Here is a 22,121-nt window from a genome sequence, read left to right on the forward strand (position 1 = left end):
TTTTTACTAAAAATAATATATTTATCATTTTTATATTTAACTTAATGACCGTGTGGGTGACAGAGTGCTTTTTAACCTCTTCCAACTGCTTATATAGACACGAAATTTATAAAAATACACTCTTTATGATGTTTCCTCGGTGCATATAGTGTCATTTTGACGAAATGCAGACAACGGTGCAAAAAAAAATCCCGTATATGCCATTTTTACAAAAAAAAAACATAACTTTGTAATCGTAATACAGGTGTAATTACATAGATACCAAAAAGGTGTCGTTAAATAAGAGCGGAAAAATCGCTTGTTTATATAATGTATGTATACATTTATTATATATATCAAAAGACAAGTGGTAAACCGACCAAGTTCTTGCCGAACTTTGTGTTCTTTTTGCTTCCAGACCTTCTGCTCTCATAAATAAAATTCTTTCTTACTTTCATATTTTGGGTTGGTTCTGAGTTTTTTAGCCATATTTTTGGTAAATAGCGGTGAAAATCGTAATTTTCCACGATTTTAGCGGCTCGTTTTTGCAGAACGGAAGGCGGGCGGCTTCATATAATTCGTTGGAATATGAAATATATTATTATTGGTTTAGGTAATTACGGCCACGTGCTTGCCGAAGAGCTTTCAGCCTTGGGGCACGAGGTGATAGGCGCCGATGTGAGTGCCGGTCGTGTAGATAGTTTAAAGGATAAGATAGCCACCGCATTTGTGATTGATGCAACCGATGAACAGGCTTTGTCCGTACTCCCTCTGAACAGCGTTGATGTCGTAATCGTGGCTATCGGTGAAAATTTCGGCGCTTCCATCCGGGTGGCGGCGTTGTTGAAGCAGAAAAAAGTGAAGCGCATTTATGCCCGGGCCATCGACGGCGTGCATCGTTCGGTGCTCGAAGCTTTCGGTCTGGAGCGTATCCTTACTCCTGAGGAGGATGCGGCTCGCGGACTGGTTCATCTGTTGGAGTTCGGTGCGGATATTGAAACTTTCCGCGTGGATTCCAACTACTACGTTATGAAATTCACATTGCCCGGAAGGTTTGTCGGTTACAATGTGAATGAACTGAAGCTCGACAACGAATTCGGGCTGAAGCTGCTTGCCCTGAAACGTGCCGAGACTCTGAAGAACTGCTTGGGCATCTCCTTTACGGAGCATGATGTGGTGAACGAACTGCCGGATAATGATAAAATACAGGCGGGAGATCAGCTGGTGTGTTACGGGCGGTATCGGGATTTCCGGAAATTCTGGAAGGCGCTGTGATAATTTATTTTCAAATAAAGCGATTCTTATGCTTTTTCCCGGGGAAGATTAGTACCTTTGTTGCCTAAGACTAAATCGTTCCACCGTGGAGTTCTTTTCGTTCCTCCACGGTGGAACGGAAAGTTCTCCATGGTGGAACGCAGTGTTCTCCGTGGTGGAACGATTTATTCCGGGTATCTTCTCCCTTAACCGTCGAGGGGCAAGTTGCTGAGTGTAGCATTGACGGCAACAAACTTCAGACTACTATGAGTGCCTATTATGACCTTTTTGAGAAGCCCGACATCCGCCGGACCGGTGAGCAACAACCCCTTTATGCCCGTTTCGTACCTAAAGGTACTATTGATAAAAAAGAATTTATAGACCGTGTCCATCTCTTTTCCGGCATCAGCCGCAGCGTGCTTGAGGGAGCGCTGGCCGCCTTCACGGACGAGATGCGTGACTGCCTTGCCGACGGTTGGAGTGTGGAACTGGGTGAACTCGGCTATTTCACCCCTTCATTGAATTTTCAGCGTCATGCTATGGACAGAGATGAGGTGCGTGCCGCTTCGGTGTCTCTGCGTGGTCTGAACTTCCGTCTGAGCAAGCCGTTTTGTGAGGAGTTGCGGGGTAAGATGAAGCTGGAGCGCAATCCGCAATCCACTTTCCTTGCCGCTACCGTCCTGCCCGCAGAACAACGGATGCATCTGCTTGACGAGTATCTGCAAAAATATCCCTGTATCAACCGCGCCCAGTATGCCCGGCTCACAGGACGCAGCCGCAAGCAGGCGGTTGTAGACCTGAACCAGCTGCTTGAGGATGGCGTGCTGATGAGGCATGGGATGGGGAGGAGTGTGGTATATGCGAAGAGAAAATAGGACGCCACATTAAATACTTGACTTGACCTAATAGAAAACTGGCTATTTTCAGTACTTTTGTAGTCTAAATGCAATTAGCAATGGACAATGATATAACAGTACCGCAAATGACTGAAAGGCAAGCTATGCTTCCCGATAATTACAATAATTGGCGTAAAGAAATCATTTCATTGATTGAGCAGTCTAAATTGAAGGCTATCCTTAGCGTCAATACAGAATTGCTTACTCTTTACTGGAAAATTGGTAGCGATATCCTAACCAAGCAAAAGGAGCAGGGTTGGGGTGCAAAAGTCATTGTGCAATTATCGAAGGACCTCACGAAGCGATTTCCCGATGATAGGGGGTACTCTGTAACCAACTTAAAGTATATGAGAGGATTTGCGTTGAGTTATCCTAATTTTCCGTTTATACAAGTGCCACTTGCTGAATTAGAGTTGCTCCCAATTAGTCAAGCGATACTTGACCAAATCAAAAAGCCGAATGAAGAATTTGGTCAAGTGCCACTTGACCAAATATCGTGGTACCATCATATCTCGTTAATACCTAAGGTAAAAAGCAATACGGAACGTGCGTTTTATATTATGGAAACCGCTGCCAACGGCTGGAGTCGTGACGTAATGCTTTCGCAGATAACGAATGGTTATATCAAAGCCAAGGGCAATGCGATTACCAACTTTCAGGACACCTTACCCGCTTACCAATCGGACTTGGCGCAATATGCTTTCAAAGATCCGTATAACTTCAGTTTCTTGGGAACGGTAGCTTTACAGCGTGAACTTGATATCGAAAAGAACCTTGCTCAACGTATCACCAATTTCCTGTTGGAAATGGGCAAAGGCTTTGCATTCATTGGTCGGCAATACCATTTGACGGTAGACGGCGATGATTACTACATCGACATTCTAATGTATCACCTGCAACTACATTGTTATGTGGTGGTGGAACTGAAAGCTGTGGAGTTTGTGCCCGAATTTGTCAGCAAACTGAATTTCTACATTTCGGCTGTGGACGAATATGTAAAAACATCTGAAGATAAGCCTACCATTGGTTTACTACTATGCCGCTCAAAAAGTGACACCAAAGCACGTTTTGCTCTGCGCGGCATCACCCAGCCATTGGGCATTGCACAATACGAAACCGAAAAACTCTTTGAAGATGTGGCTTCTGTACTGCCACAAATTGAAAATATTGAAAATCAGTTGGAGGAGGATAAAGAATGAGGTTGACTGATATTGCATCCGCCCTTATCTTAAAAAAAAGTATGGCAGGCAGATTGTAACGGAGGGACTTCTTATTTCTCAAAAATTTCAGATTATTTTATTCCTTTTGTTATCAGTGGGTTACTCTTGTATTAGATGCCGGTTGATAGATTTGAAAGTGATGTAAACGACCATTAAAGCACCATGCCGTTTTGTGCCTGTTGTATCTTTGCATCGTGATCACAAAGAAACAGGTTTTGCAAACTGACGAGCGAACAAAGCCGAAAAACAAATTTATTAATCATCTAAAATTAAAAGATTATGGCTTTAAATTACGAAGTGAAAAAGAGAGTGTTCGGTTTTGACAAGACAAAAACAGAAAAGTATGTGGCTCAATTGAAGACATTGGGAACGGTGGAGTTTGGAGATTTGTGTAATGAAGTCACTAAAGTAGGCATGGCGCCGCGCGGTGTGGTGAAAATGGTGCTGGACGGCTTGATAGATACACTGAATATGAATATAAACAAAGGCTTCTCGGTGCAATTGGGAGACTTTGGGTGCTTCCGTCCGGGAATCAATGCTAAAAGTCAGGATAAAGAGGAAGATGTGAAGTCGGATACGGTTTACCGCCGAAAGATAATTTTCACTCCGGGACAACAATTCAAGGAGATGCTGACACGTGTCAGCGTGACGCGCGCCAATTGGGAGAGTTCGGAAACCATTTCCGGAAATGATTCCATACCCGATGGAGGGGAAGATAACAACCCGTTGGGATAATATGCGCTGAAGTGACTGAAAACAAATAACAGTGTATGAGAATGATATGAACTTTTCTCAGGAAAGGTTCATATCTTTTCTCCAATTACTTGACTTCGCCTTCCGGATGTTGTATCTTTACATCAACAATTAAAAATGACACATAAATGATAAACCTGCAAAAGACTATGGAAAATGAAAATGGCTTTCGTATCAGAACGTATACGAAAAAAGAACTGGCATGCTTGTATTGCCCCAATGCTACGGCGCGCTGCGCTATTCGTACACTGACGCGCTGGATTAAACGCAACCGTGAATTGTATGCGGAATTACTCCTTACAGGATACCATGTGAGGGTACGGACATTTATGCCGAGGCAAGTAGGCATCATTGTCCACTATTTGGATGAACCTTGATTGACTTATTGTTTTTATGGCTTTCATTTGTATTTCTCCCGCTCTTTTTGTTCCTTTGCCCTTGTCAATTAAAAAAAGAATCGATGAAAACTGTTGGTTATATAGTGTTTTGTGCAGTGGCGTTGTTGATTACTTCCTGTGCGTCCCGAAGCAAGAGCGGAGAGGATGTGCAGGTATTGATGAAGGACAGCACAGTGACGTCTGCCCCACAACGTATGCAGGTTTCTGATACAAAAGTGACTATTACTTATAAAGGTAAGGAATATCGCTCGTCTGTGGTCCGCCGTCCGGATGACAGCTTGCCTGTTGTGAAGAATGAACAGGGAGAGAAGTTTGTTGACAACAGCATCACGCTGCGTATTACTTGTGGCGGCAAGCAAATTGTGGACAAGGTGTTTACAAAAGAGAGTTTTGCTTCGCTGGTTGATGCCCGGTTTATGAAATATGCCATTCTGGAAGGATTGGTATATGACAAGACTACTCCTCAGGGCATTCTCTATGCTGCCAGTATCTGCTATCCGCAAACGGATCTTTACGTGCCTCTCAGATTGACAGTTTCCGCCGACGGTAAAATATCCATGGCGAAAGAAGAACTGTTGGAAGATGTGTACGAGGAAGATACTATTCCCAACTGATATCCGGGTAATTCCAGAATGATTCCAGATTTGTGAGGTTTCTTTGCTGATATGAAAATCCTGATTGTAGAAGATGAGCAAGATTTGCGGGAGACGATCCGCACTTCGCTCCTGAAAGAGAAGTTTGTCGTAGAAACGGCTGCCGACTATTTTTCGGCTTTGGATAAGATAAACGACTATGACTATGACTGCATCCTGCTGGACATTATGCTGCCCGGCGGAAGCGGCCTGGATTTGCTGCGCGAGTTGAAGCGATTGCACCGTACGGACAGTGTGCTTATCATCTCCGCCAAAGATTCGCTGGATGATAAAGTGGATGGACTGGAACTCGGAGCCGACGATTATCTGACAAAACCTTTCCATCTGGCAGAACTGAATGCCCGCATAAAGTCTTTGATTCGCCGCCGCCAAACGCAAGGCGATGTGACTGTAACCGTAGGTAACCTGCTGCTCTATCCGGACAAGCGGCAGGCGGAAGTCGACGGCGCTCCCCTGCAACTGAACCGTAAGGAGTTCGATTTGCTGTATTACTTCGTGGTGAATGCCAACCGGGTTATCAATAAAATGAGCCTTGCCGAGTCGGTGTGGGGCGACAATATTGACCAAGCCGATTCTTTGGACTTTATTTATTCGCAAGTGAAAAACCTGCGCAAGAAGTTGAAATCGGCCGATGCTTCCGTCGAACTGAAGGCTGTCTACGGTTTTGGCTATAAACTGTCCGAACTATGAAACTGGTGTACTATACATACCGTAAAATTTCTTTACTGCTATTTGCGTTAATGGCGGTGTGGGGCGTACTGTTTTATTATGCCATTATTGATGAAGTTGTTGACGAAACGGACGATACGCTGGAGAATTATGCCGGGATATTGATGGAACATGCGCTTCATGACCCTTCTATTCTTGAAACGGAAGGCTCTTTGATGTCTTTTTATAAATTCCTGCCTATCTCTGAAGAAGAGGGGAAGCATTATCAGGAGGTCTTTTATGATTCTACTGTTTATATCGAACTTGAGGATGAGAACGAACCGGTACGTGTGATGCGTACGGCTTTTCGTATGCCCGACGGTCAGTTTTACGAACTGACCCTGATGATTTCCATTTTGGAACGGGACGATATGGTAGAGGCGGTGCTTTGGTATTTGGGAGCTTTGTTCTTGCTTCTTCTTATTTGTACGTCTGCCGGTATTCAGCTGATATTGAAGGGAGTATTCCGTCCGTTGCATAAGCTGCTGGACTGGCTGCACAATATTCAGCCCGGAAAGGAGGTGCCGGTGTTGGAAAATCCTACGAAAATACGTGAGTTTCGTCAGCTGAGCGAAGCTGCAGTAGATATGGGCAACCGTAGCTACAAGGCCTATGAGGAACAAAAACAGTTCATAGAAAACGCTTCGCATGAGTTGCAGACACCGCTTGCCATAGTACGCGGCAAGGTGGAACTGCTGGCAGAAAATGATAATCTGACTGAACAGCAGATGAAAGAACTGGATGAAATCTATTCTACTTTGGGACGTGCTGTGAAGCTGAATAAATCCCTGTTGCTGCTGTCACGTATAGAGAACGGGCAGTATACGGAATTGGAAGATGTGTCGGTAGATGAAATTCTGGATAATCTTCTGCCGGACTTGATGGATATATACGAGCATAAGCAAGTGCGCTTGGTGCGTGAGCGGGGAGAACATCCTTTTATTATCCGTTGTAATCATTCGTTGGCTCAGATTCTGGTTTCCAATCTGGTGAAGAATGCATTGCTCCATAATGAGGATGGAGGAGAGTTGCAGATACTCACTACTCCGTCTTCGCTGGCTATAAAGAATACGGGAGATACATCGCTGGACGGTGAGAAACTGTTCCGCCGTTTCTATCACAGCATTGACGGAAAGAAAGATTCTACGGGGCTGGGACTTGCCATAGCCCGCTCCATTGCCCGGATTTCTTCCTTGAGGCTTACGTACGAATGGCAGGAAGGGATGCATTGTTTCCTGCTTGTTAAAGAAAACAAAAATAACAGTTAACTTCGATTATTCCCAAATCTTTCCTATTTCTCTGTCGTTATTTGCAGTGTGAATGATACAAAACAATTTAGTAACATTAAAAAAATAACGATTATGAAAAAAGTATTATCTATTCTTGTGTTGGCTCTTGTAGCCGTACAGTTTGCATTTGCAGGCGATGTCATTACACGTGATGCCAAGCAGCTGCCTTTGACTGCCCGTAACTTTATCAACCAGTATTTTACCAAACCTCAAATTTCTCATATCAAGATTGAAACCGGAATATTGGGATCTAAAAAGTATGAGGTATTATTGACCGACCGCACAGAAATTGATTTTGACAGTAACGGTAACTGGACGGATGTGGATTGCAAGAAGGCTGCCGTACCCGAAGCATTGATTCCGGTATCTGTGAAGGAATATGTAAAAAAGAATTTTCCACAAGAGATTATTACAAAGATTGAACGAGACCGTAGCGGAGTGGAAGTGGAACTTGCCAATGACTATTCGTTGAAATTCAACAGCAAGGGAAAGTTTGTCAGCATGGATGATTGATTGTTACATTAAATGTATAACTTTAAAATTACAGTAAGGTATGAAAATGAAAATTCAAATGTTAGCGATGTTGTTTATTGCCGCAATGGTTTTCAGCGCATGCAGCGATGATGATAAGAATGACAATATAACTGCCCCGGATGCGATATCTAAAGCGTTTAAGGAGAAATATCCGGCTGCTACGGACGTTGAATGGGAGCGGAAAGGTAATTTCTTTGTAGCCGACTGTTGGATGGATGGTAGGGAAATGGACGTGTGGTTTGATACTCAGGCTGTCTGGCAATTGACCGAAGTAAACATTTCTTGGGAGGGTTTGCCGGCTGCTGTACAGACTACCTTCAATACCGGAGAATATGCCAACTGGAAACGGGAGGATATTGATATGCTGCAATATCCGGTGGAGCCTGTACAGTACGTCATCGAAGTGGAAAAAGGCAATATGGAATACCAATTGTTCTATGACCAAAGCGGTAACCTATTGGACCAAAAGGATGTCAGTGGAGATAAAGATGATACGCATTGGCCGTAACTTTACATCGGCTTATAATCCTTAGCTAATCCTCCTTCACTGGTTTCCTTGTACAGTGAAGGCAGGTCATTTCCAGTTTCTTTCATCACCTCCACTACTTTGTCGAAAGATACACGGTGCATACCGTCGGTGAAAGAGGAGTAGAGGTTGGCATCGAGGGCACGTGCGGCGGCGTAGGCACTTCTTTCTATGCATGGAATCTGTACCAGACCGCATACAGGGTCACAGGTCATTCCCAAATGATGTTCCAGACCCATTTCAGCTGCATACTCTATTTGTGCAGGACTACCGCCAAACAATTGGTTGGCGGCTGCGGAGGCCATGGCGCAGGCTACGCCGACTTCACCCTGACAGCCAACTTCCGCCCCCGAAATGGAAGCATTGGTTTTTACTATATTTCCTACTAATCCGGCTGTGGCAAGGGCTCGTAAGATACGCGTGTCGCTAAATTCACGACTTTTGGACAGATGATAAAGTACAGCGGGCATAACACCGCAAGAACCGCATGTGGGAGCTGTGACAATGATACCTCCTGAAGCATTTTCCTCACTTACCGCCAAAGCATAGGCAAAAACCAGTCCGCGGGATTGCAAAGACTGCTTGTAGCCGCTGGCTCGTATGTAATAGGTTGAGGCTTTGCGGCGCAAGTTCAGCGGACCGGGTAATACACCTTCTTGCTCCAGCCCTCGTTTTACGGCATCCTGCATGGTTTTCCACACTTCTTGCAGGTAATCCCATATGTCGCTGTCCTCACACTCCTTGACATATTCCCAATAACTTTTGCCTGTACGCTCACACCATTGCAAAATTTCCGTCATACTGTTCATGGAATATACATCGGGAGTATTGACCGAAGATGCTCCGTCGTTCTCTTCTGCCAAAGCGCCGCCGCCAATACTGAAAACCGTCCATTGGTCGGTGTCTCTCCCTTCTTTATCCATCGAAACAAACTTCATTCCGTTGGGGTGGAAGGGGAGGAAAATCTTAGGCTCCCAAATAATCTCTACCGGTGCTACCGGTTGCAGGACTTCGGTTATGGCGATGTTGGTCATGTGACCTTTGCCTGTTGCGGCCAGACTGCCGTACAGCGTTACTTTGAATGCCGCAGCTTCCGGATGTCTTGCCAGAAATATTTCGGCAGCTTTACGAGGCCCCATTGTGTGGCTACTTGAAGGACCAGTGCCAATGCGATAGAGTTCTTTGATTGATTTCATTTTAGTACTTAGTTATCGGATTATTAGTCTCTATTTTCTGTCTTCTGTTTCTTAATTCTCAACTAACTCAAATCTACAACCGTAATTCCCGCTCCGCCAAACTGTATATGTTCGTCGGCAAAGCGGCTTACGCCGGGTACAGTTTGCAGATATTGGCGGATGAGGGTGCGCAGGATGCCTGTACCTGTGCCATGAAGGATGCGTACGCGGGACATTCCCACCAGTATGGCATCGTCTATGAAATAGGTAACCGCTTGTAAGGCCTCATCTCCACGCATACCGCGTACGTCTATATCTTGTTTGAAGTTCAGCTTCTTTTCGTACATACTGTCTTGGGTTTGCGAACTGATGTAGGTACTTTTGGCAGAGACGTCTGCTTGCTTGGGCTGTGCGTTTGTCCGCTCCAGCCTGTCCAGCTTGACGGTGGTTTTGATGCTGCCGAAAGCAACGGTGGCATTCTTTCCGTTTATCTCCAACACTTCACCTACCGAAGTTTGCCCTTTTATCTTGACATTGCTGCCGGGTACGATTGCTGCCAGGCGTTCGGCTTCTTTTCGCGCCTGTTGCTCTGCCAATGCCTGGGCGGACAGTGTATTTTCCTGTCCTTTATCGGCTTTCTTTTCCTTTTTCCGGTTCTGCTTTTCTTTCAGCTTTTCTATTTTGCGGGCAATCTTCTCTTCCTGTTCCTTAGCGGCAAGAGCGTCCATTGATTCGCGGAAATCATTCAGTTCCTGGCGTACCTGACGTGTCTTTTCTTTTTCTGCTTGCACCTCTTTTATGGTACGAATAGTATTCTCGATGCGGGCATTGGCTTCTTGCATCAGTTGCTCGGCTTCTTCTTTGGCTTTTCGCAAAATCTCCTTGCGGGATTTCTGTAATTCTTCTATCTCCGTCTGGTATCGGGCGATGGTTTCTTCCATATGCTTTTCACGCTGCCGGATAGTCTGGCGTTTGCCTTCCCAGTATCGTTTGTCGCGTACGATGTCTTGCAGGTATTTGTCGGCATTGATGTACTCGCTGCCTACAATCTCCGAGGCATCGGCGATTACATCTTCCGGTAATCCGATTTTGCGGGCAATCTCTACGGCGAATGAACTGCCCGGATTACCTATCTGGAGTTGGAATAAAGCCTGCATCAAGTGGCGGTCGTATAGCATGGCACCATTTACTACCCCTTCGTGATCTTCGGCAAAATGCTTCAGATTCTGGTAGTGTGTAGTAATAACACCGAACGTCTGCTTTTGGTTGAAACGCTTCAGTACTGCTTCGGCTATCGCTCCGCCAATCTGGGGTTCCGTACCGCCGCCAAACTCGTCAATCAGGATGAGGCTGCGCTCGTTGCAGTTCTTCATCATTATCTTCATGTTCGTCAGATGCGAAGAGTAGGTACTCAGGTCGTCTTCGATGGATTGTTCATCGCCGATGTCAATGAATATATTGCTGAATATGCCGGCATGGCTGCGCTCGTGCATCGGGATGAGCAAGCCGCATTGCAACATATATTGCAGCAATCCTACGGTTTTCAGGCAGACAGACTTGCCGCCGGCATTAGGACCGGAAATGATGAGGATGCGTTGCTGTCCGTTCAGCTCTATATCCAGCGGTACTACCTTTTTGCCATGTTTGGCAAGGGAGAGTTGCAGCAGCGGATGGACAGCCATTGTCCAGTCTAAAACCTGTTTGTTTTCGAAAGCGGGTTTCAGCCCGGTGATTTGTTCGGAAAATAATGCTTTGGCACGTATGAAATCTATTTCAGCAAGAAATTCATAGGATAGCAAGACATCGGGAATAGATGGTCGCAACAGATTGGAAAACTCCATTAGTATACGGATAATCTCCCGTCGTTCGTCTCCTTCCAGCTCGCGGATGCGGTTGTTGGCTTCCACCACTTCGGCAGGTTCGATGAATACGGTTTTTCCGCTGGCAGATTCATCGTGTACAATACCTTTTATTTTCCGTTTCAAGGCCGGCACTACGGGAATAACCAGTCGTCCGTCGCGCATTGTGGGAGTTACGTCCTTATCTACAACCCCTTCAGACTGTGCATTGCGCAAGATACTGTTCAATGAACGCGAAATGTTTCCCATTGTGCTTGCCAATTCCCGGCGGATACGTGCCAGTTCTGCCGATGCGTTGTCTTTTATTTTTCCGTAGGGGGAGAGAATGCCGTTTATTTTTCCGATAAGTTGCGGGAATACGGTTATGTCTCCCGCCAGTCGTTTGAGGCAAGGGTAGGGAGATGGGCCGTCTTCCTCATCTTCGTTTTTTTGAAGGAAATGTACTATGTCACGTATCGTCTCTAATGAGCGGCGGAGATCGAAAAGTTCCTGCTCGTCCAGATACATACCCTCCACCCGTATTCGTTTCAGGGATGGACGTACATCGAAAAAATATTGTGCGGGAAAATTGTCTTCTTCCTGAAGTATGCGTACAAATTCTGTAACTTGATCCAGACGCTCTTCCACTTCACCAAAACGGTCGGAGAATGCCATGTCTGTCACTCGCTCTTCGCCAAGCGTACTGAGGCACTTCTCTCTTAGCAGCTGGCGTATTTGGTCGAAACCTATCTTCTGTTCAAAGTTCTGTGGGTATATCATGGATGCAAAAGTACAATTAATTCATGAAAAAACAGGAAGTATGTTTGCAGAATTAAAAATGATTTGTACCTTTGCACCGCTTTAGAAGAAAAGCACTTCTTGAATAGGAAGTTTTGGAGAGGTGGCAGAGTGGTCGATTGCGGCGGTCTTGAAAACCGTTGTGCTGCGAGGCACCCGGGGTTCGAATCCCTGTCTCTCCGCTGGAAAGAATTGCAAAACAAAGAAAAATCCCTGTAAAATAGCACTTTACAGGGATTTTTTTGCTTTTGGTATATAGCAAAATAAGTATATCCAAGCATCCCTAAAAAGGGATGCTTACAATGGGAATCTGCAATAATTGTTCTTATTGTGGATTAGTATTTATACTCAATAGATTTCAGTTGACTTTCTTCTGAGGTTCCGCCGACAAAAATCTTGTATTCTCCTTGTAGAGGGTGTACAGTGTTACTATCTTTATCCCACCACGTAAAGGTATCGGATGTGAATGGGAAAGAAACTTCAACTGTTTGGCCAGCCGGAATGTGAATACGTTGGAATCCCCGTAGAGTCTTCAACGGACCATTGGGGTCATCATGGCGTTTTACGTAAAGTTGAACAACCTCATCACCGTCATAGTTTCCGGTGTTTGTTACTTTCACTTTGAGTTTGCCATTTTCAATGAGAGGAGTACTATAGGAAAAGGTGGTGTAGCTTAATCCGTGCCCGAAAGGATATAGTGGCTCACAATCCAAATAACGGTATGTACGCCCTTGCATATCATAATCCTCAAAATCGGGTAATTGATTGTCTTTTTTATAAAAAGTAACCGGTAATCTACCTGCAGGGTTATAATCGCCAAATAATACTTCTGCGATTGCAGTACCACCGGCTTGTCCTGGATACCATGCTTGTAGGATGGCATCACAAATTTGGCTTTCGGGCTGCAATCCCATAGCGCATCCGGAGAAATTTACGAACACTATTGGTTTACCGGTAGCTTTCAGGGCTTTTACTAATTTGCGCTGTACATTGGGCAATTCGATGGTGGTACGGTCTCCTCCGCGGAATCCTTCTGCATCTACATCCATTTCCTCACCTTCCAATGAAGCGGATATACCACCCGCATATATAATTACATCAGCTTTTGAAACTTGGTTAACAACCGTCTGTATGTCGGTTGGATAATAATTTACCCATGGGTATTTCTGATCTTCTGCATCTTTTTGAGGAATATAAATTAGCCTTTCTTGAGGTAAATATTGTGTTAGTCCTTCAAGTAAGGTAATGGTGTGGGCAGGAAAACCGTTGTAGTTAGCCCATTGCATCACAGAGTCATTGGCGTTTGGACCAATGAGTGCTACTGTCATTTCTTTGTCTAATGGTAATACATTTTTGTGATTTTGTAGTAATGTCATACTTTCACGTGCCATTTGTAGAGCCAATTGTTGATGTGCATGACACGACAATAGACTGTCCGGTAACTGATCCCACGGAGTAGTGTCATCCATTTCACCCAATTCGAAACGTGCTTTCATGAGACGGCATAAAGATTGATCTATAGCGGATTCGTCGATTAACCCTTCCTTTACAGCAGATACCAACCCTGCATATGAGCGTCCACATTCCAAATCCGTGCCACTTAATACGGCAGCTGCCGATGCGTCAGCTTCGTTCTTATGCGTTTCATGCCGTCCTTTAAAGTAGAAGTTGTCTATAGCTCCACAGTCGCTAACTACCAAACCTTTATAATTCCACTCATTTCGTAGTATGTTAATAAGCAAACGGTCACTTCCGCAACAGGGGTCTCCTTCGAAACGATTATATGCGCACATGACTTCTTTTACATTACCTCGTGTGACTAAATCTTGGAAAGCAGGTAAGTAAGTTTCCCAAAGATCGCGTGGATTGATATTTTCGGCATTAAAACTGTGCCGGTTCCATTCAGGTCCGGAATGCACTGCATAATGCTTAGCACAAGCATGTGTTTTGTCATATTTAGTGTTCTCGGGACCTTGCAATCCATCAACAGCCGATAATCCCATACGTGAGGTTAGGTAGGGATCTTCACCGTAGGTTTCTTGTCCACGTCCCCAACGCGGGTCACGAAAGATATTGATGTTGGGTGTCCAAAAAGTTAATCCTGTATATCGCTTGTAGTTGCCGACTTCACGAGCCTGACGGTACTTAACACGTGCTTCGTCACTTATAGACGTGAATACTTGGTAAAGTAATGTGTCATTGAAAGAAGCTCCCATGCCAATAGCCTGGGGGTAGACTGTGGCTAATCCGTTTCTGGCAACTCCATGTAACGCTTCGTTCCACCATTCATAAGGCTTGATGCCCAATCGTTCCACGGCTGGTGAGTTGTTTTGCATTAAAGCAATCTTTTCTTCCAAAGTAAGCCGACTAACTAAGTCTATAGCTCGTTCGGTGGGGGAGAGAGACTTGTTTTGGTAGGGAGCCTGATGACTACACGCTACTAATGTGAGCGTGCATGCTGACATCATGATTTTAATAAATCGTTTCATAATATTAAAGTTGTTTTAGTTGTTTATATAGGAGAATATTCATTAGTCGAATTTTCCCAAAACGGGGAACTCGGTAATACGTAGTGTGGTACATCCATATGGAATAAGGGTAATTTCTTCTTCAGAACTTTCTTCTTTATTTATGCCGTATATCATTCGGCTGTATGGTTGAGGACCTGCCATTTCATTATAGAGTGTCCATGAAGGTATCTTTTTTGCTTTGACTTTGATTTCTATGGGAGCACTCTCTTGATTCCAAAAATATTTAGCTTTCATTTTTTCGGGATGTTCTACTACAATGAAGTTCTTGCTAAAGTTTATCGTGTCGAAGTCTATCAATCCATAGTTCCACGAAGTGGTAGGCAATACTTCGTTGTAGCTTGTTCCAAAGCGAACGGGATCATCTTTTATTTGTTTCTTTACCCATTTTTCGCCTATTTTTAAAGAGTAAACCAGTGGCCCGCGTTCCACTGCAACTGAATTTTCGTACCATTCAGATGTAAATACGTTCATTGGTAGACTTAGTTCAAGTTGATCTCCTTCATGCCATTCGCGTTTTATTATTTCAATACCGGACTGCGAACCTGATAACTGTATGGTTTTACCATTAATTTTTATTTCAGCTCCTTTACACCATGCAGGTATACGTAGGTGTAATGGGAAGTTACAGGATGTATTAATTGAATTAGGAAAGTTGAAAGTGAACATAATATTGTTCCCCATAGGATATGTGGTAGTTTCTGTTACGTGTACATCTACTCCTTGACCTACCTTTATAGTCGCTTCAGAGGGGGCATAAACCAGTGCAGCTATACCGTTATCAGCTGTGGCATACCATAGGTTTTGTGTAAACTTAGGCCAACCTTGGTGAAAGTTACTGGTACAGCAAGGATAGCCGGTTAGAAGTCCATATACAATGTCGGTTTCACAATGATTGATATCAAAATTGTGTTCGTGACGTGTGAGCATTACTTGGTTAGGTTGCTGAAAATATTGGCGTGCCATGAAGTCATCTGTGATATGTGTAGGTAAAGCATTATATGCCAACTTTTCAAGATGATCGGCAAATTGTATATCTCCTGTAATTTCGAGCATACTTTCTAATGAATACATAAGTTCTACAATAGAGCATAATTCTGCTCCTTGAGTTGGTTTATTACCATGTAAAGCTTCATCTGCTCCATACATTCCTTGAGGTTGTCCGTGGTATTTACGTATGTCTGCAAATGCCTTCTTAACAGCATATATATAAGTAGAGTCGGGATCTTGTTGGTAGTATATAATTGGTTCTTTGATACCTTGGGCTAAATTCACACCATGAATCGTATTAATGCGTGTGAGGTCATCACGTCGCAAAAACATATCTACATAATCATAACCTTGTTTATGCAATAGTTTACCTAAATCCAGTAAAAATGGCTCGCCCGTTATATTATAAAGCCAATATACGATCTGAAGATTATCACAAGCTCGGTACTCTGCCCAAAAAGTCCAATATCCCAAAGGTTTTTGTGGTAGAGTTTGTAGTTGATAACGGAAATAGCGGGTAAGGAAAGGTATAATTCGTGTATCTCCAGTTGCTTCATAATGTTGTTTCATGATTTTTAATATTACCATGCGGGGCCACCAATCTTCTGAATTGTTGCGTTGCAATCCTGGTTCAGGTTCGTAGTTGCGTGAAGGACCGAAAAAACCGTCCTTACGCTGACTGTTCAAGGCCCATTCTATCCAGGGTTGTACTTTGCGTTTCATTTCTTCATCATCAAGGAGATAGGATAGAGGTAACAACCCATCTATCCAATAGGGTCCCCGTTCCCATTGGTCGCCGTCACCACCCAACCAACCGTTACGGATTCCCATAACCTCCGGATAAAGTTTATCAAGTTGTGAGGACATACCATTCCGTTGTCTGAGAAGCATTTCTTTGAGCCATCCCTTGGGTTTGATACTACCGATTGGTAACTGTATATAGGGCTTTCGTTGAAGTGGGTAAAGGTTGTTACGGTAATTCATAGGCATTGGAGTTTGTGCTAGACTAAATGGCATAATAAATACCGATAAAAAAAATGCTGTTAGTACAAAAGTTAAAGATTTTATTGGTTTCATAAAGCTTATGGATAAAATAATTTGATGTTTTTTTACAACTCAAAGGTATGCTTTATTGTATGTAGTTCCAAGCTGATACAGATTTTTACACGATATTGACAAATTATTGTTAGACAGCTTTTTTGATGGTATTTGAGTAAATATTATTATTCTGTCAGAATCTTGTAAAATTATGTCAAAGCAGTATATAGTATTGAATAGGTAACATTGATGCTTTAGATGTGATTAAAAATAGTTGGTGTTATTGGGCGTTATTATGTTGATTATTGTTACGTGCAGAAGTCTTAAATTGCAAAATGGAGATATTCTGCCATTTTATATCATAAATTTGTAGAATTTTGCTTAGAGAGTTTTCTTTATATATTTTTGCGATGAAGAAAAACAGCTGTTAATGTTAAAAAAAACAAGTAAGTATGAAAAACATTATTTTTACCTTTATGGTAGCCTATTGTTTCACTATCTTTTTTGCTGCTTGCAGCAATGATGAATTATTACCTGATTTTATTTATGAAATGACGGTATCATCGGAAACAATAAATGTAGTTTCTGAAGGGGCTACTGAAACTATTGAAGTTAATTCCAATTTTGATTGGACAGTGGAAAGTAATGCTGAATGGTGTAAGCCTACTATAAAAGGCGGTTCGGCAGGAAGTTCTTCTTTGCAGATTAAAGTGAAAAAAAATGAAAAAATTGAGGAACGTTTGGCAGAAGTAACAGTGAAAGCTGGTTCAGTTGAGCGTAAGATTAAAGTTGTGCAACTTAACCCTGACGGCTTCGAAATTGTGGATATGCCCACTTCGATCACAGTAGACGGGCTTGAGAACGTTATTCAATTAAAAGCTAACACTAACCTGAAGTTAGAAGTGACATCTGTTGATGGATGGGCTGTGATGCTTGAGGATGAGGTGGTTAGTGGAAATCCTCCTCGTCAGGTTCCTTTACGTATTATGTTTAAGGATAATGTTACAGGTTCTCCCCGAACTTCTACTGTCTCTATTAATGGTAAGGGGCTTCCTGCGAATTATGCCAAAACATTCGAAGTGACCCAACAGCCAGCCCCTGAGGCGGACATGAATGATGTACGTGTTTTGGGTACATGGCTGGTTACTAGGGCTATGAATGGGGTATCAAATGACCTGGCTCTTTTGGGTAAGACGATGGTTTTTGAAGCTGATGGAATGTTTAAAGAAAATTCATCAACAGGAGCAGTCATAGATGGAACATGGAATGTGAGAGGTGAACGATTGTCTATCTACTATTCTGATAATACTCGTCGATATCTATACTTGGAGGAGACTGGTGAGTCAATTAAAGGCAAAATGACTTCTACTGATATCAATTCGGAGATTTTGTTTGAGTCTACCCTATCGCAGGCAACAGGAGGTGACTGTGTACTTAGTCTTGTGGATGTTACCAACACTAAAGTTGTTTACATGATGGTAATAAATGGTGATATGAGTAAGTATTCGGAATATGGGCTGGTTATGGGACGTACTAAAGATCCTACGGTGAACGACAAGAAGTTTGTTGGCAAGGGTGGAAATGTGGTAGTTGGTGAAATTACTAAATTACTTTCGGGTGATACCTACCATATTCGTGGATACCGTGTTGAAGGTTCTAATACTTTGTATACAGAGAATATACAAATAGATATGCCTGTTAAGGATTATGATGGTAATCAATATAAAATAGTGAAGATTGGTGACCAATATTGGTTAGCCGAAAACTTAAGAACTACGCATTATAATAATGGAGACGAGATTTTGTATTGTGATAAGAATCATAATGCAGAATTTGATAAAGCTGGTCGATCAGACATGGTAGGTGCATTTAGTTGGATTTTTGGTGAAGCTGCTGATTGGCAGTGGACTGAAGATACTTTCAATCAAAATGTAAGTGATCATAGCGCAAAAGCGTATGGTGGCGTTTATAATTGGTATGCAGTAGCAGACGAGCGAGGTATTGCCCCCGAAGGTTGGCATGTGCCCAGTAAAGCCGAACTGATAACTTTGCTGGAGTCAATTGGAGCCAGCACTGAAGATTTTGCTGCAGGCGATATGAATTACATGAATGGGCTTTTGGCACACGATCATTATGCTAACTCTACAGGTTGGAACGGCTGGGCTTGTTCAGGACGCAATGGAGATGGTACATGGAAAGGTTGGAATACTTTAGGAGCACGTGAAACAACATGGTGGTCTATTGATGTTAGTGATTCTAATTATCCTTGGTTACTTTATCATCGCCGAGGTGATGAGGGTGATAGTGGTATTAGCTGGACTCATAAGTATGAAGGTTGGCAAGTGCGTTGTGTACGTGATGCAGACAAATAATAAACTTTTTTAATTTAGAAAAACATAGTAAACATATGTATAAGACAATTCGGCAATTCAGCATATTTTTTGTTGTGCTATTGATGTGTACAACAGTATCATTCGCTCAGACGAATGGGAGCATAACTGTGACAGGCACGGTGATTGATGAGAAAGGAGAATCTATCATTGGTGCGACTGTACAAGTGGAGGGTACTACAAATGGTGTGATTACTGATATAGATGGTAAATATTCAGTAAGAGTGGAAAATGATAAAAGTACACTTCGTTTCTCATTTGTGGGATTAGTCCCTGTTGTTGAACAGGTAAAAGGACGGAGAATTATCAATGTAGTATTAAAATCTGATACCGAAGTTCTGGATGAAGTGGTGGTGACCGCCTTGGGTATCAAAAAAGAGAAAAAGAAACTGGGTTATGCAGTACAGGATTTAGATGCCCCTACGCTTACCAAGATTCCGTCTGCCAATACCGCATCTAACCTAACAGGTAAGATTGCCGGTTTAAAGGTGTCAAATTCTCCCAATCTTTTTGATACTCCTGCACTTCTTTTACGTGGTGTAGCTCCTGTAGTGGTAATTGATGGAGTACCAGTTGAAAGTGCAACCTTTTGGGAGGTTGCTCCTGAAGATATAGAGAGTATGTGTGTACTTAAAGGTCCTGCTGCCGCTGTTCTTTATGGACAGATGGGACAGAACGGTGTGATTCAGATTACCACAAAGAAAGCTAAAGAAGCGGTTAAAATTTCAGTAAACTCATCTACTGGATTTGACACAGGTATGATTGCAAATCCATCTTACCAGAAAAAATATGGAACCGGTTATCAAGGCCAATATCGTGTGGGTAATAGTACTGATGAATTTTGGGGAGCATGGGGACCGGAACTTGATGGTAGATTACTTCCACAATGGAATAGTCCTTATGATGCCGATGGCAACAGAATTGCTATACCTTGGATACCACGTGGTAAGGATAATTTAAAGAATATGTTGCGTACTGGTGTGGTGACAAATAACAATGTAAGCGTGGAAACTAAGTTTGATAAAGGAGATTTCCGTATATCTTTGAGTGAAATGCATCAAAAGGGTGTATTTGAAAATACTAAACTGAATAGTTACACTGTGAATATGAGTGGTGGTATACAATTCTCCAAGAAATTGCGTTTTGATGCCAATATTAATTATAATAAGATTGATTCACCAAACTTCCCATCTGTGGGATATGGTCGGAACAGTCCTATTTACTCTATGATTCTTTGGGCAGGTGCTAATGTGGATGTACGTGATTTGCGTAATTATTGGGCTCCTGGATTGGAAGGTTTGCAACAACGTAATTTCGATATTGGACCTGGTTACGACAATGGCTCATTCGATTATAATAATCCTTATTTCATTTTATATGAAAACTTGCATGGCTATCATAAGAACGCAGCATACGGTAGTGCATCATTGAAATATGATGTAACTAACGAATTGAACATTACTTTGCGTACAGGTGTAAACATGAATCAACTAATGGAAGATTATCGTACGGCCTATTCTACTGCATATAATCGCAACGGAAATTATTCTCAAAGCTACAAGAATGATTTTCAGATTTTGACAGACTTGATTGCCAAATACGATAAGAAATTAGGCATATTTGATGTGGGTGCAATGCTTGGGTTTAATGCACGTCAATATAATGACGCTTCACACTATGCTGAAACTGACGGTTTGGCTGTTCCTGGTATTTACACTTTATCGAACTCAATGAAACCCACTACCCCTACCAGCAGTAAGCGGGAGTTGGCTGAGTATGCGGTTTATGGATATTTGGATTTAGGTTGGAAAAACTATTTGATGTTGAATTTAACTGCTCGTAACCAATGGTCATCTACTATTCCTACTTTTGGCAAAAATAGTTATTTGTATCCATCTGCACAGCTTTCTACAGTGGTATCGGAATATATTCCTATGCCTGAATTTATTAGTTACTTGAAGTTAAGAGGCTCTTACGCTCGTGTGGGTAGTGCTTTCTCTCCTTATTACTTTTCGCCTGTGTATAGCGAAACTGGTACTTGGAACAACAATTTAGGTTTGACTTCTCCTGAAATTATTTATTCCAAAGATATTAAACCGTCTTATAGTACTGGTTATGAGGTAGGTGGTGAACTTCGTTTGTTTAACAACCGTTTAGGCTTTGACGCAACTTATTTTTACTTTATTGATGGTCCTCAGACCTACAATCAACCCATTTCAGAGACATCGGGATATGGAGCCTACTGCTTAAATGGATTGAAAACATTGCGTAAGGGGTGGGAACTTTCAATTACTGCTTCTCCTTTTAGAAATGATAAAGGTTTTAATTGGGATCTTATTTTGAATCTTTCTTCTTATCGCAACTACTTACATGAGTTGCCTGAAGGGCAAACACAATACGGTGAGTTGAAAGTTGGCGATCGTATGGATGCTATCTATGGCTCGGCCATAATGTATGCTCCGACAAATAGTGAATATGCGGGGCAGGTTATTATAGGTGACAATGGAAATATTCAAAAGGATAATATCAAACAAAAACTGGGATATGCCAATAATGATTTGATGGTTGGCTTCAGTAACAATATGTCATATGGTCCAGTATCACTGAACTTCTCGTTTGATGCCTGTATCGGTGGTAAGATGCTTAGCCAATATAATAGATATATGTGGGCTGGTGGTCGTTCACTTGATATTGATGATCAAGAGCGCCAAAACTGGTATGCAGGTAAAGAATATATTGCAGAAGGTGTAAAAGTAGTATCGGGTGAGTTGAAACGCGATGGAGAAGGTAATGTTATTAGTGATACGCGTAAGTTTGCTCCTAATGATATTCCAACTAATTATTTTGATTATGTGCAGAATTCTAAGGGGTATTATGGTATAGATGAGTGTGTGTTGGTTGATCGCTCATTCTTGAAACTGCGTGAAGTGTCGCTCACTTATGATCTTACCAAACATTTGACAAAAACTCCTATTAAAGGAGCTAGTGTTTCTCTGGTAGGCCGTAACCTTTTCCTAATCACTAAATCGGGATTAGTAGACCCTGACCAGTACAATGAAAATACAGTGTGGGATAACTTGCAGACCCCTTCATTCCGCAATATCGGATTTAATGTGAATGTAACATTCTAAATGAATAAAAGTAAAAAGTAACA

General features: G+C 42.6%; 16 protein-coding genes and 1 tRNA gene. 13 read left to right on the top strand and 4 right to left on the bottom strand.

What is annotated here, in order from left to right; translation table 11 throughout:
- Positions 1–567 precede the first annotated feature (567 nt).
- From DW121_RS05400 to DW121_RS05445, 10 genes are all read left to right on the top strand, one after another.
- Complete coding sequence (locus DW121_RS05400; protein WP_118323207.1) at positions 568–1,254, top strand: potassium channel family protein; 687 nt, start codon at positions 568–570, stop codon at positions 1,252–1,254.
- Between the two features lie 245 nt (positions 1,255–1,499).
- Positions 1,500–2,108: an HU family DNA-binding protein gene (locus DW121_RS05405; protein ID WP_118323208.1), complete on the top strand. Its 609-nt coding sequence runs from the start codon at positions 1,500–1,502 to the stop codon at positions 2,106–2,108.
- 80 nt (positions 2,109–2,188) lie between these two features.
- Entirely contained in the window at positions 2,189–3,328 is a 1,140-nt protein-coding gene (locus DW121_RS05410) for a YhcG family protein (RefSeq protein WP_118323209.1), read from the top strand.
- 300 nt (positions 3,329–3,628) lie between these two features.
- Complete coding sequence (locus tag DW121_RS05415; protein WP_117712842.1) at positions 3,629–4,084, top strand: HU family DNA-binding protein; 456 nt, start codon at positions 3,629–3,631, stop codon at positions 4,082–4,084.
- A gap of 167 nt (positions 4,085–4,251) precedes the next feature.
- A complete protein-coding gene (locus DW121_RS05420; RefSeq protein WP_117712860.1) occupies positions 4,252–4,479 on the top strand; it encodes a DUF4248 domain-containing protein in 228 nt (75 codons plus the stop codon).
- Between the two features lie 83 nt (positions 4,480–4,562).
- Entirely contained in the window at positions 4,563–5,114 is a 552-nt protein-coding gene (locus DW121_RS05425; protein WP_118323210.1) for a DUF4738 domain-containing protein, read from the top strand.
- A gap of 51 nt (positions 5,115–5,165) precedes the next feature.
- Positions 5,166–5,843 carry a response regulator transcription factor gene (locus tag DW121_RS05430; RefSeq protein ID WP_117712840.1) on the top strand — a complete coding sequence of 226 codons (678 nt, stop codon included), beginning with the start codon at positions 5,166–5,168 and terminating at the stop codon, positions 5,841–5,843.
- Positions 5,840–7,129 carry a sensor histidine kinase gene (locus DW121_RS05435; RefSeq protein ID WP_118323211.1) on the top strand — a complete coding sequence of 430 codons (1,290 nt, stop codon included), beginning with the start codon at positions 5,840–5,842 and terminating at the stop codon, positions 7,127–7,129. The genes DW121_RS05430 and DW121_RS05435 overlap by 4 nt, the downstream gene beginning before the upstream one ends.
- Before the next feature lie 93 nt (positions 7,130–7,222).
- Positions 7,223–7,663 carry a PepSY-like domain-containing protein gene (locus DW121_RS05440; protein ID WP_117712859.1) on the top strand — a complete coding sequence of 147 codons (441 nt, stop codon included), beginning with the start codon at positions 7,223–7,225 and terminating at the stop codon, positions 7,661–7,663.
- Positions 7,664–7,703: 40 nt separating this feature from the next.
- Complete coding sequence (locus DW121_RS05445) at positions 7,704–8,192, top strand: PepSY-like domain-containing protein (RefSeq protein ID WP_117712838.1); 489 nt, start codon at positions 7,704–7,706, stop codon at positions 8,190–8,192.
- Between the two features lie 2 nt (positions 8,193–8,194).
- On the opposite strand, the gene DW121_RS05450 is transcribed toward DW121_RS05445, so the two are convergent.
- Positions 8,195–9,406: an L-serine ammonia-lyase gene (locus DW121_RS05450; protein WP_118323212.1), complete on the bottom strand. Its 1,212-nt coding sequence runs from the start codon at positions 9,404–9,406 to the stop codon at positions 8,195–8,197.
- 62 nt (positions 9,407–9,468) lie between these two features.
- A complete protein-coding gene (locus DW121_RS05455; protein WP_118323213.1) occupies positions 9,469–12,003 on the bottom strand; it encodes an endonuclease MutS2 in 2,535 nt (844 codons plus the stop codon).
- Between the two features lie 115 nt (positions 12,004–12,118).
- On the opposite strand from DW121_RS05455, the gene DW121_RS05460 reads away from it, so the two are divergent.
- A tRNA-Ser gene (locus DW121_RS05460) sits at positions 12,119–12,203 on the top strand.
- A gap of 153 nt (positions 12,204–12,356) precedes the next feature.
- Here DW121_RS05460 and DW121_RS05465 read toward each other — a convergent pair.
- Together DW121_RS05465 and DW121_RS05470 are read right to left on the bottom strand one after the other, a co-directional pair.
- A complete protein-coding gene (locus tag DW121_RS05465; protein ID WP_118323214.1) occupies positions 12,357–14,510 on the bottom strand; it encodes a glycoside hydrolase family 3 C-terminal domain-containing protein in 2,154 nt (717 codons plus the stop codon).
- Between the two features lie 42 nt (positions 14,511–14,552).
- The gene (locus tag DW121_RS05470) at positions 14,553–16,616 is read right to left on the bottom strand and encodes a beta-L-arabinofuranosidase domain-containing protein (RefSeq protein WP_118323215.1); all 2,064 of its coding nucleotides are present in this window, start codon (positions 16,614–16,616) and stop codon (positions 14,553–14,555) included.
- Positions 16,617–17,029: 413 nt separating this feature from the next.
- Here DW121_RS05470 and DW121_RS05475 point away from each other — a divergent pair, with 413 nt between their 5' ends.
- Entirely contained in the window at positions 17,030–18,949 is a 1,920-nt protein-coding gene (locus DW121_RS05475) for an FISUMP domain-containing protein (RefSeq protein ID WP_118323216.1), read from the top strand.
- Between the two features lie 35 nt (positions 18,950–18,984).
- Positions 18,985–22,098, top strand: coding sequence for a SusC/RagA family TonB-linked outer membrane protein (locus DW121_RS05480; protein WP_118323217.1), 3,114 nt, complete (start codon positions 18,985–18,987; stop codon positions 22,096–22,098).
- Positions 22,099–22,121: the final 23 nt, after the last annotated feature.

This window comes from Bacteroides sp. AM10-21B, assembly GCF_003472565.1.
GTDB classification, from domain to species: Bacteria; Bacteroidota; Bacteroidia; order Bacteroidales; family Bacteroidaceae; genus Bacteroides; species Bacteroides propionicigenes.

Bases quoted from the DNA above. Each gene is read 5' to 3' on its own strand.
- DW121_RS05400 (WP_118323207.1), top strand. From the start codon at position 568: ATGAAATATATTATTATTGGTTTAGGTAATTACGGCCACGTGCTTGCC.
- DW121_RS05405 (WP_118323208.1), top strand. From the start codon at position 1,500: ATGAGTGCCTATTATGACCTTTTTGAGAAGCCCGACATCCGCCGGACC.
- DW121_RS05410 (WP_118323209.1), top strand. From the start codon at position 2,189: ATGGACAATGATATAACAGTACCGCAAATGACTGAAAGGCAAGCTATG.
- DW121_RS05415 (WP_117712842.1), top strand. From the start codon at position 3,629: ATGGCTTTAAATTACGAAGTGAAAAAGAGAGTGTTCGGTTTTGACAAG.
- DW121_RS05420 (WP_117712860.1), top strand. From the start codon at position 4,252: ATGGAAAATGAAAATGGCTTTCGTATCAGAACGTATACGAAAAAAGAA.
- DW121_RS05425 (WP_118323210.1), top strand. From the start codon at position 4,563: ATGAAAACTGTTGGTTATATAGTGTTTTGTGCAGTGGCGTTGTTGATT.
- DW121_RS05430 (WP_117712840.1), top strand. From the start codon at position 5,166: ATGAAAATCCTGATTGTAGAAGATGAGCAAGATTTGCGGGAGACGATC.
- DW121_RS05435 (WP_118323211.1), top strand. From the start codon at position 5,840: ATGAAACTGGTGTACTATACATACCGTAAAATTTCTTTACTGCTATTT.
- DW121_RS05440 (WP_117712859.1), top strand. From the start codon at position 7,223: ATGAAAAAAGTATTATCTATTCTTGTGTTGGCTCTTGTAGCCGTACAG.
- DW121_RS05445 (WP_117712838.1), top strand. From the start codon at position 7,704: ATGAAAATGAAAATTCAAATGTTAGCGATGTTGTTTATTGCCGCAATG.
- DW121_RS05450 (WP_118323212.1), bottom strand. From the start codon at position 9,406: ATGAAATCAATCAAAGAACTCTATCGCATTGGCACTGGTCCTTCAAGT.
- DW121_RS05455 (WP_118323213.1), bottom strand. From the start codon at position 12,003: ATGATATACCCACAGAACTTTGAACAGAAGATAGGTTTCGACCAAATA.
- DW121_RS05465 (WP_118323214.1), bottom strand. From the start codon at position 14,510: ATGAAACGATTTATTAAAATCATGATGTCAGCATGCACGCTCACATTA.
- DW121_RS05470 (WP_118323215.1), bottom strand. From the start codon at position 16,616: ATGAAACCAATAAAATCTTTAACTTTTGTACTAACAGCATTTTTTTTA.
- DW121_RS05475 (WP_118323216.1), top strand. From the start codon at position 17,030: ATGAAAAACATTATTTTTACCTTTATGGTAGCCTATTGTTTCACTATC.
- DW121_RS05480 (WP_118323217.1), top strand. From the start codon at position 18,985: ATGTATAAGACAATTCGGCAATTCAGCATATTTTTTGTTGTGCTATTG.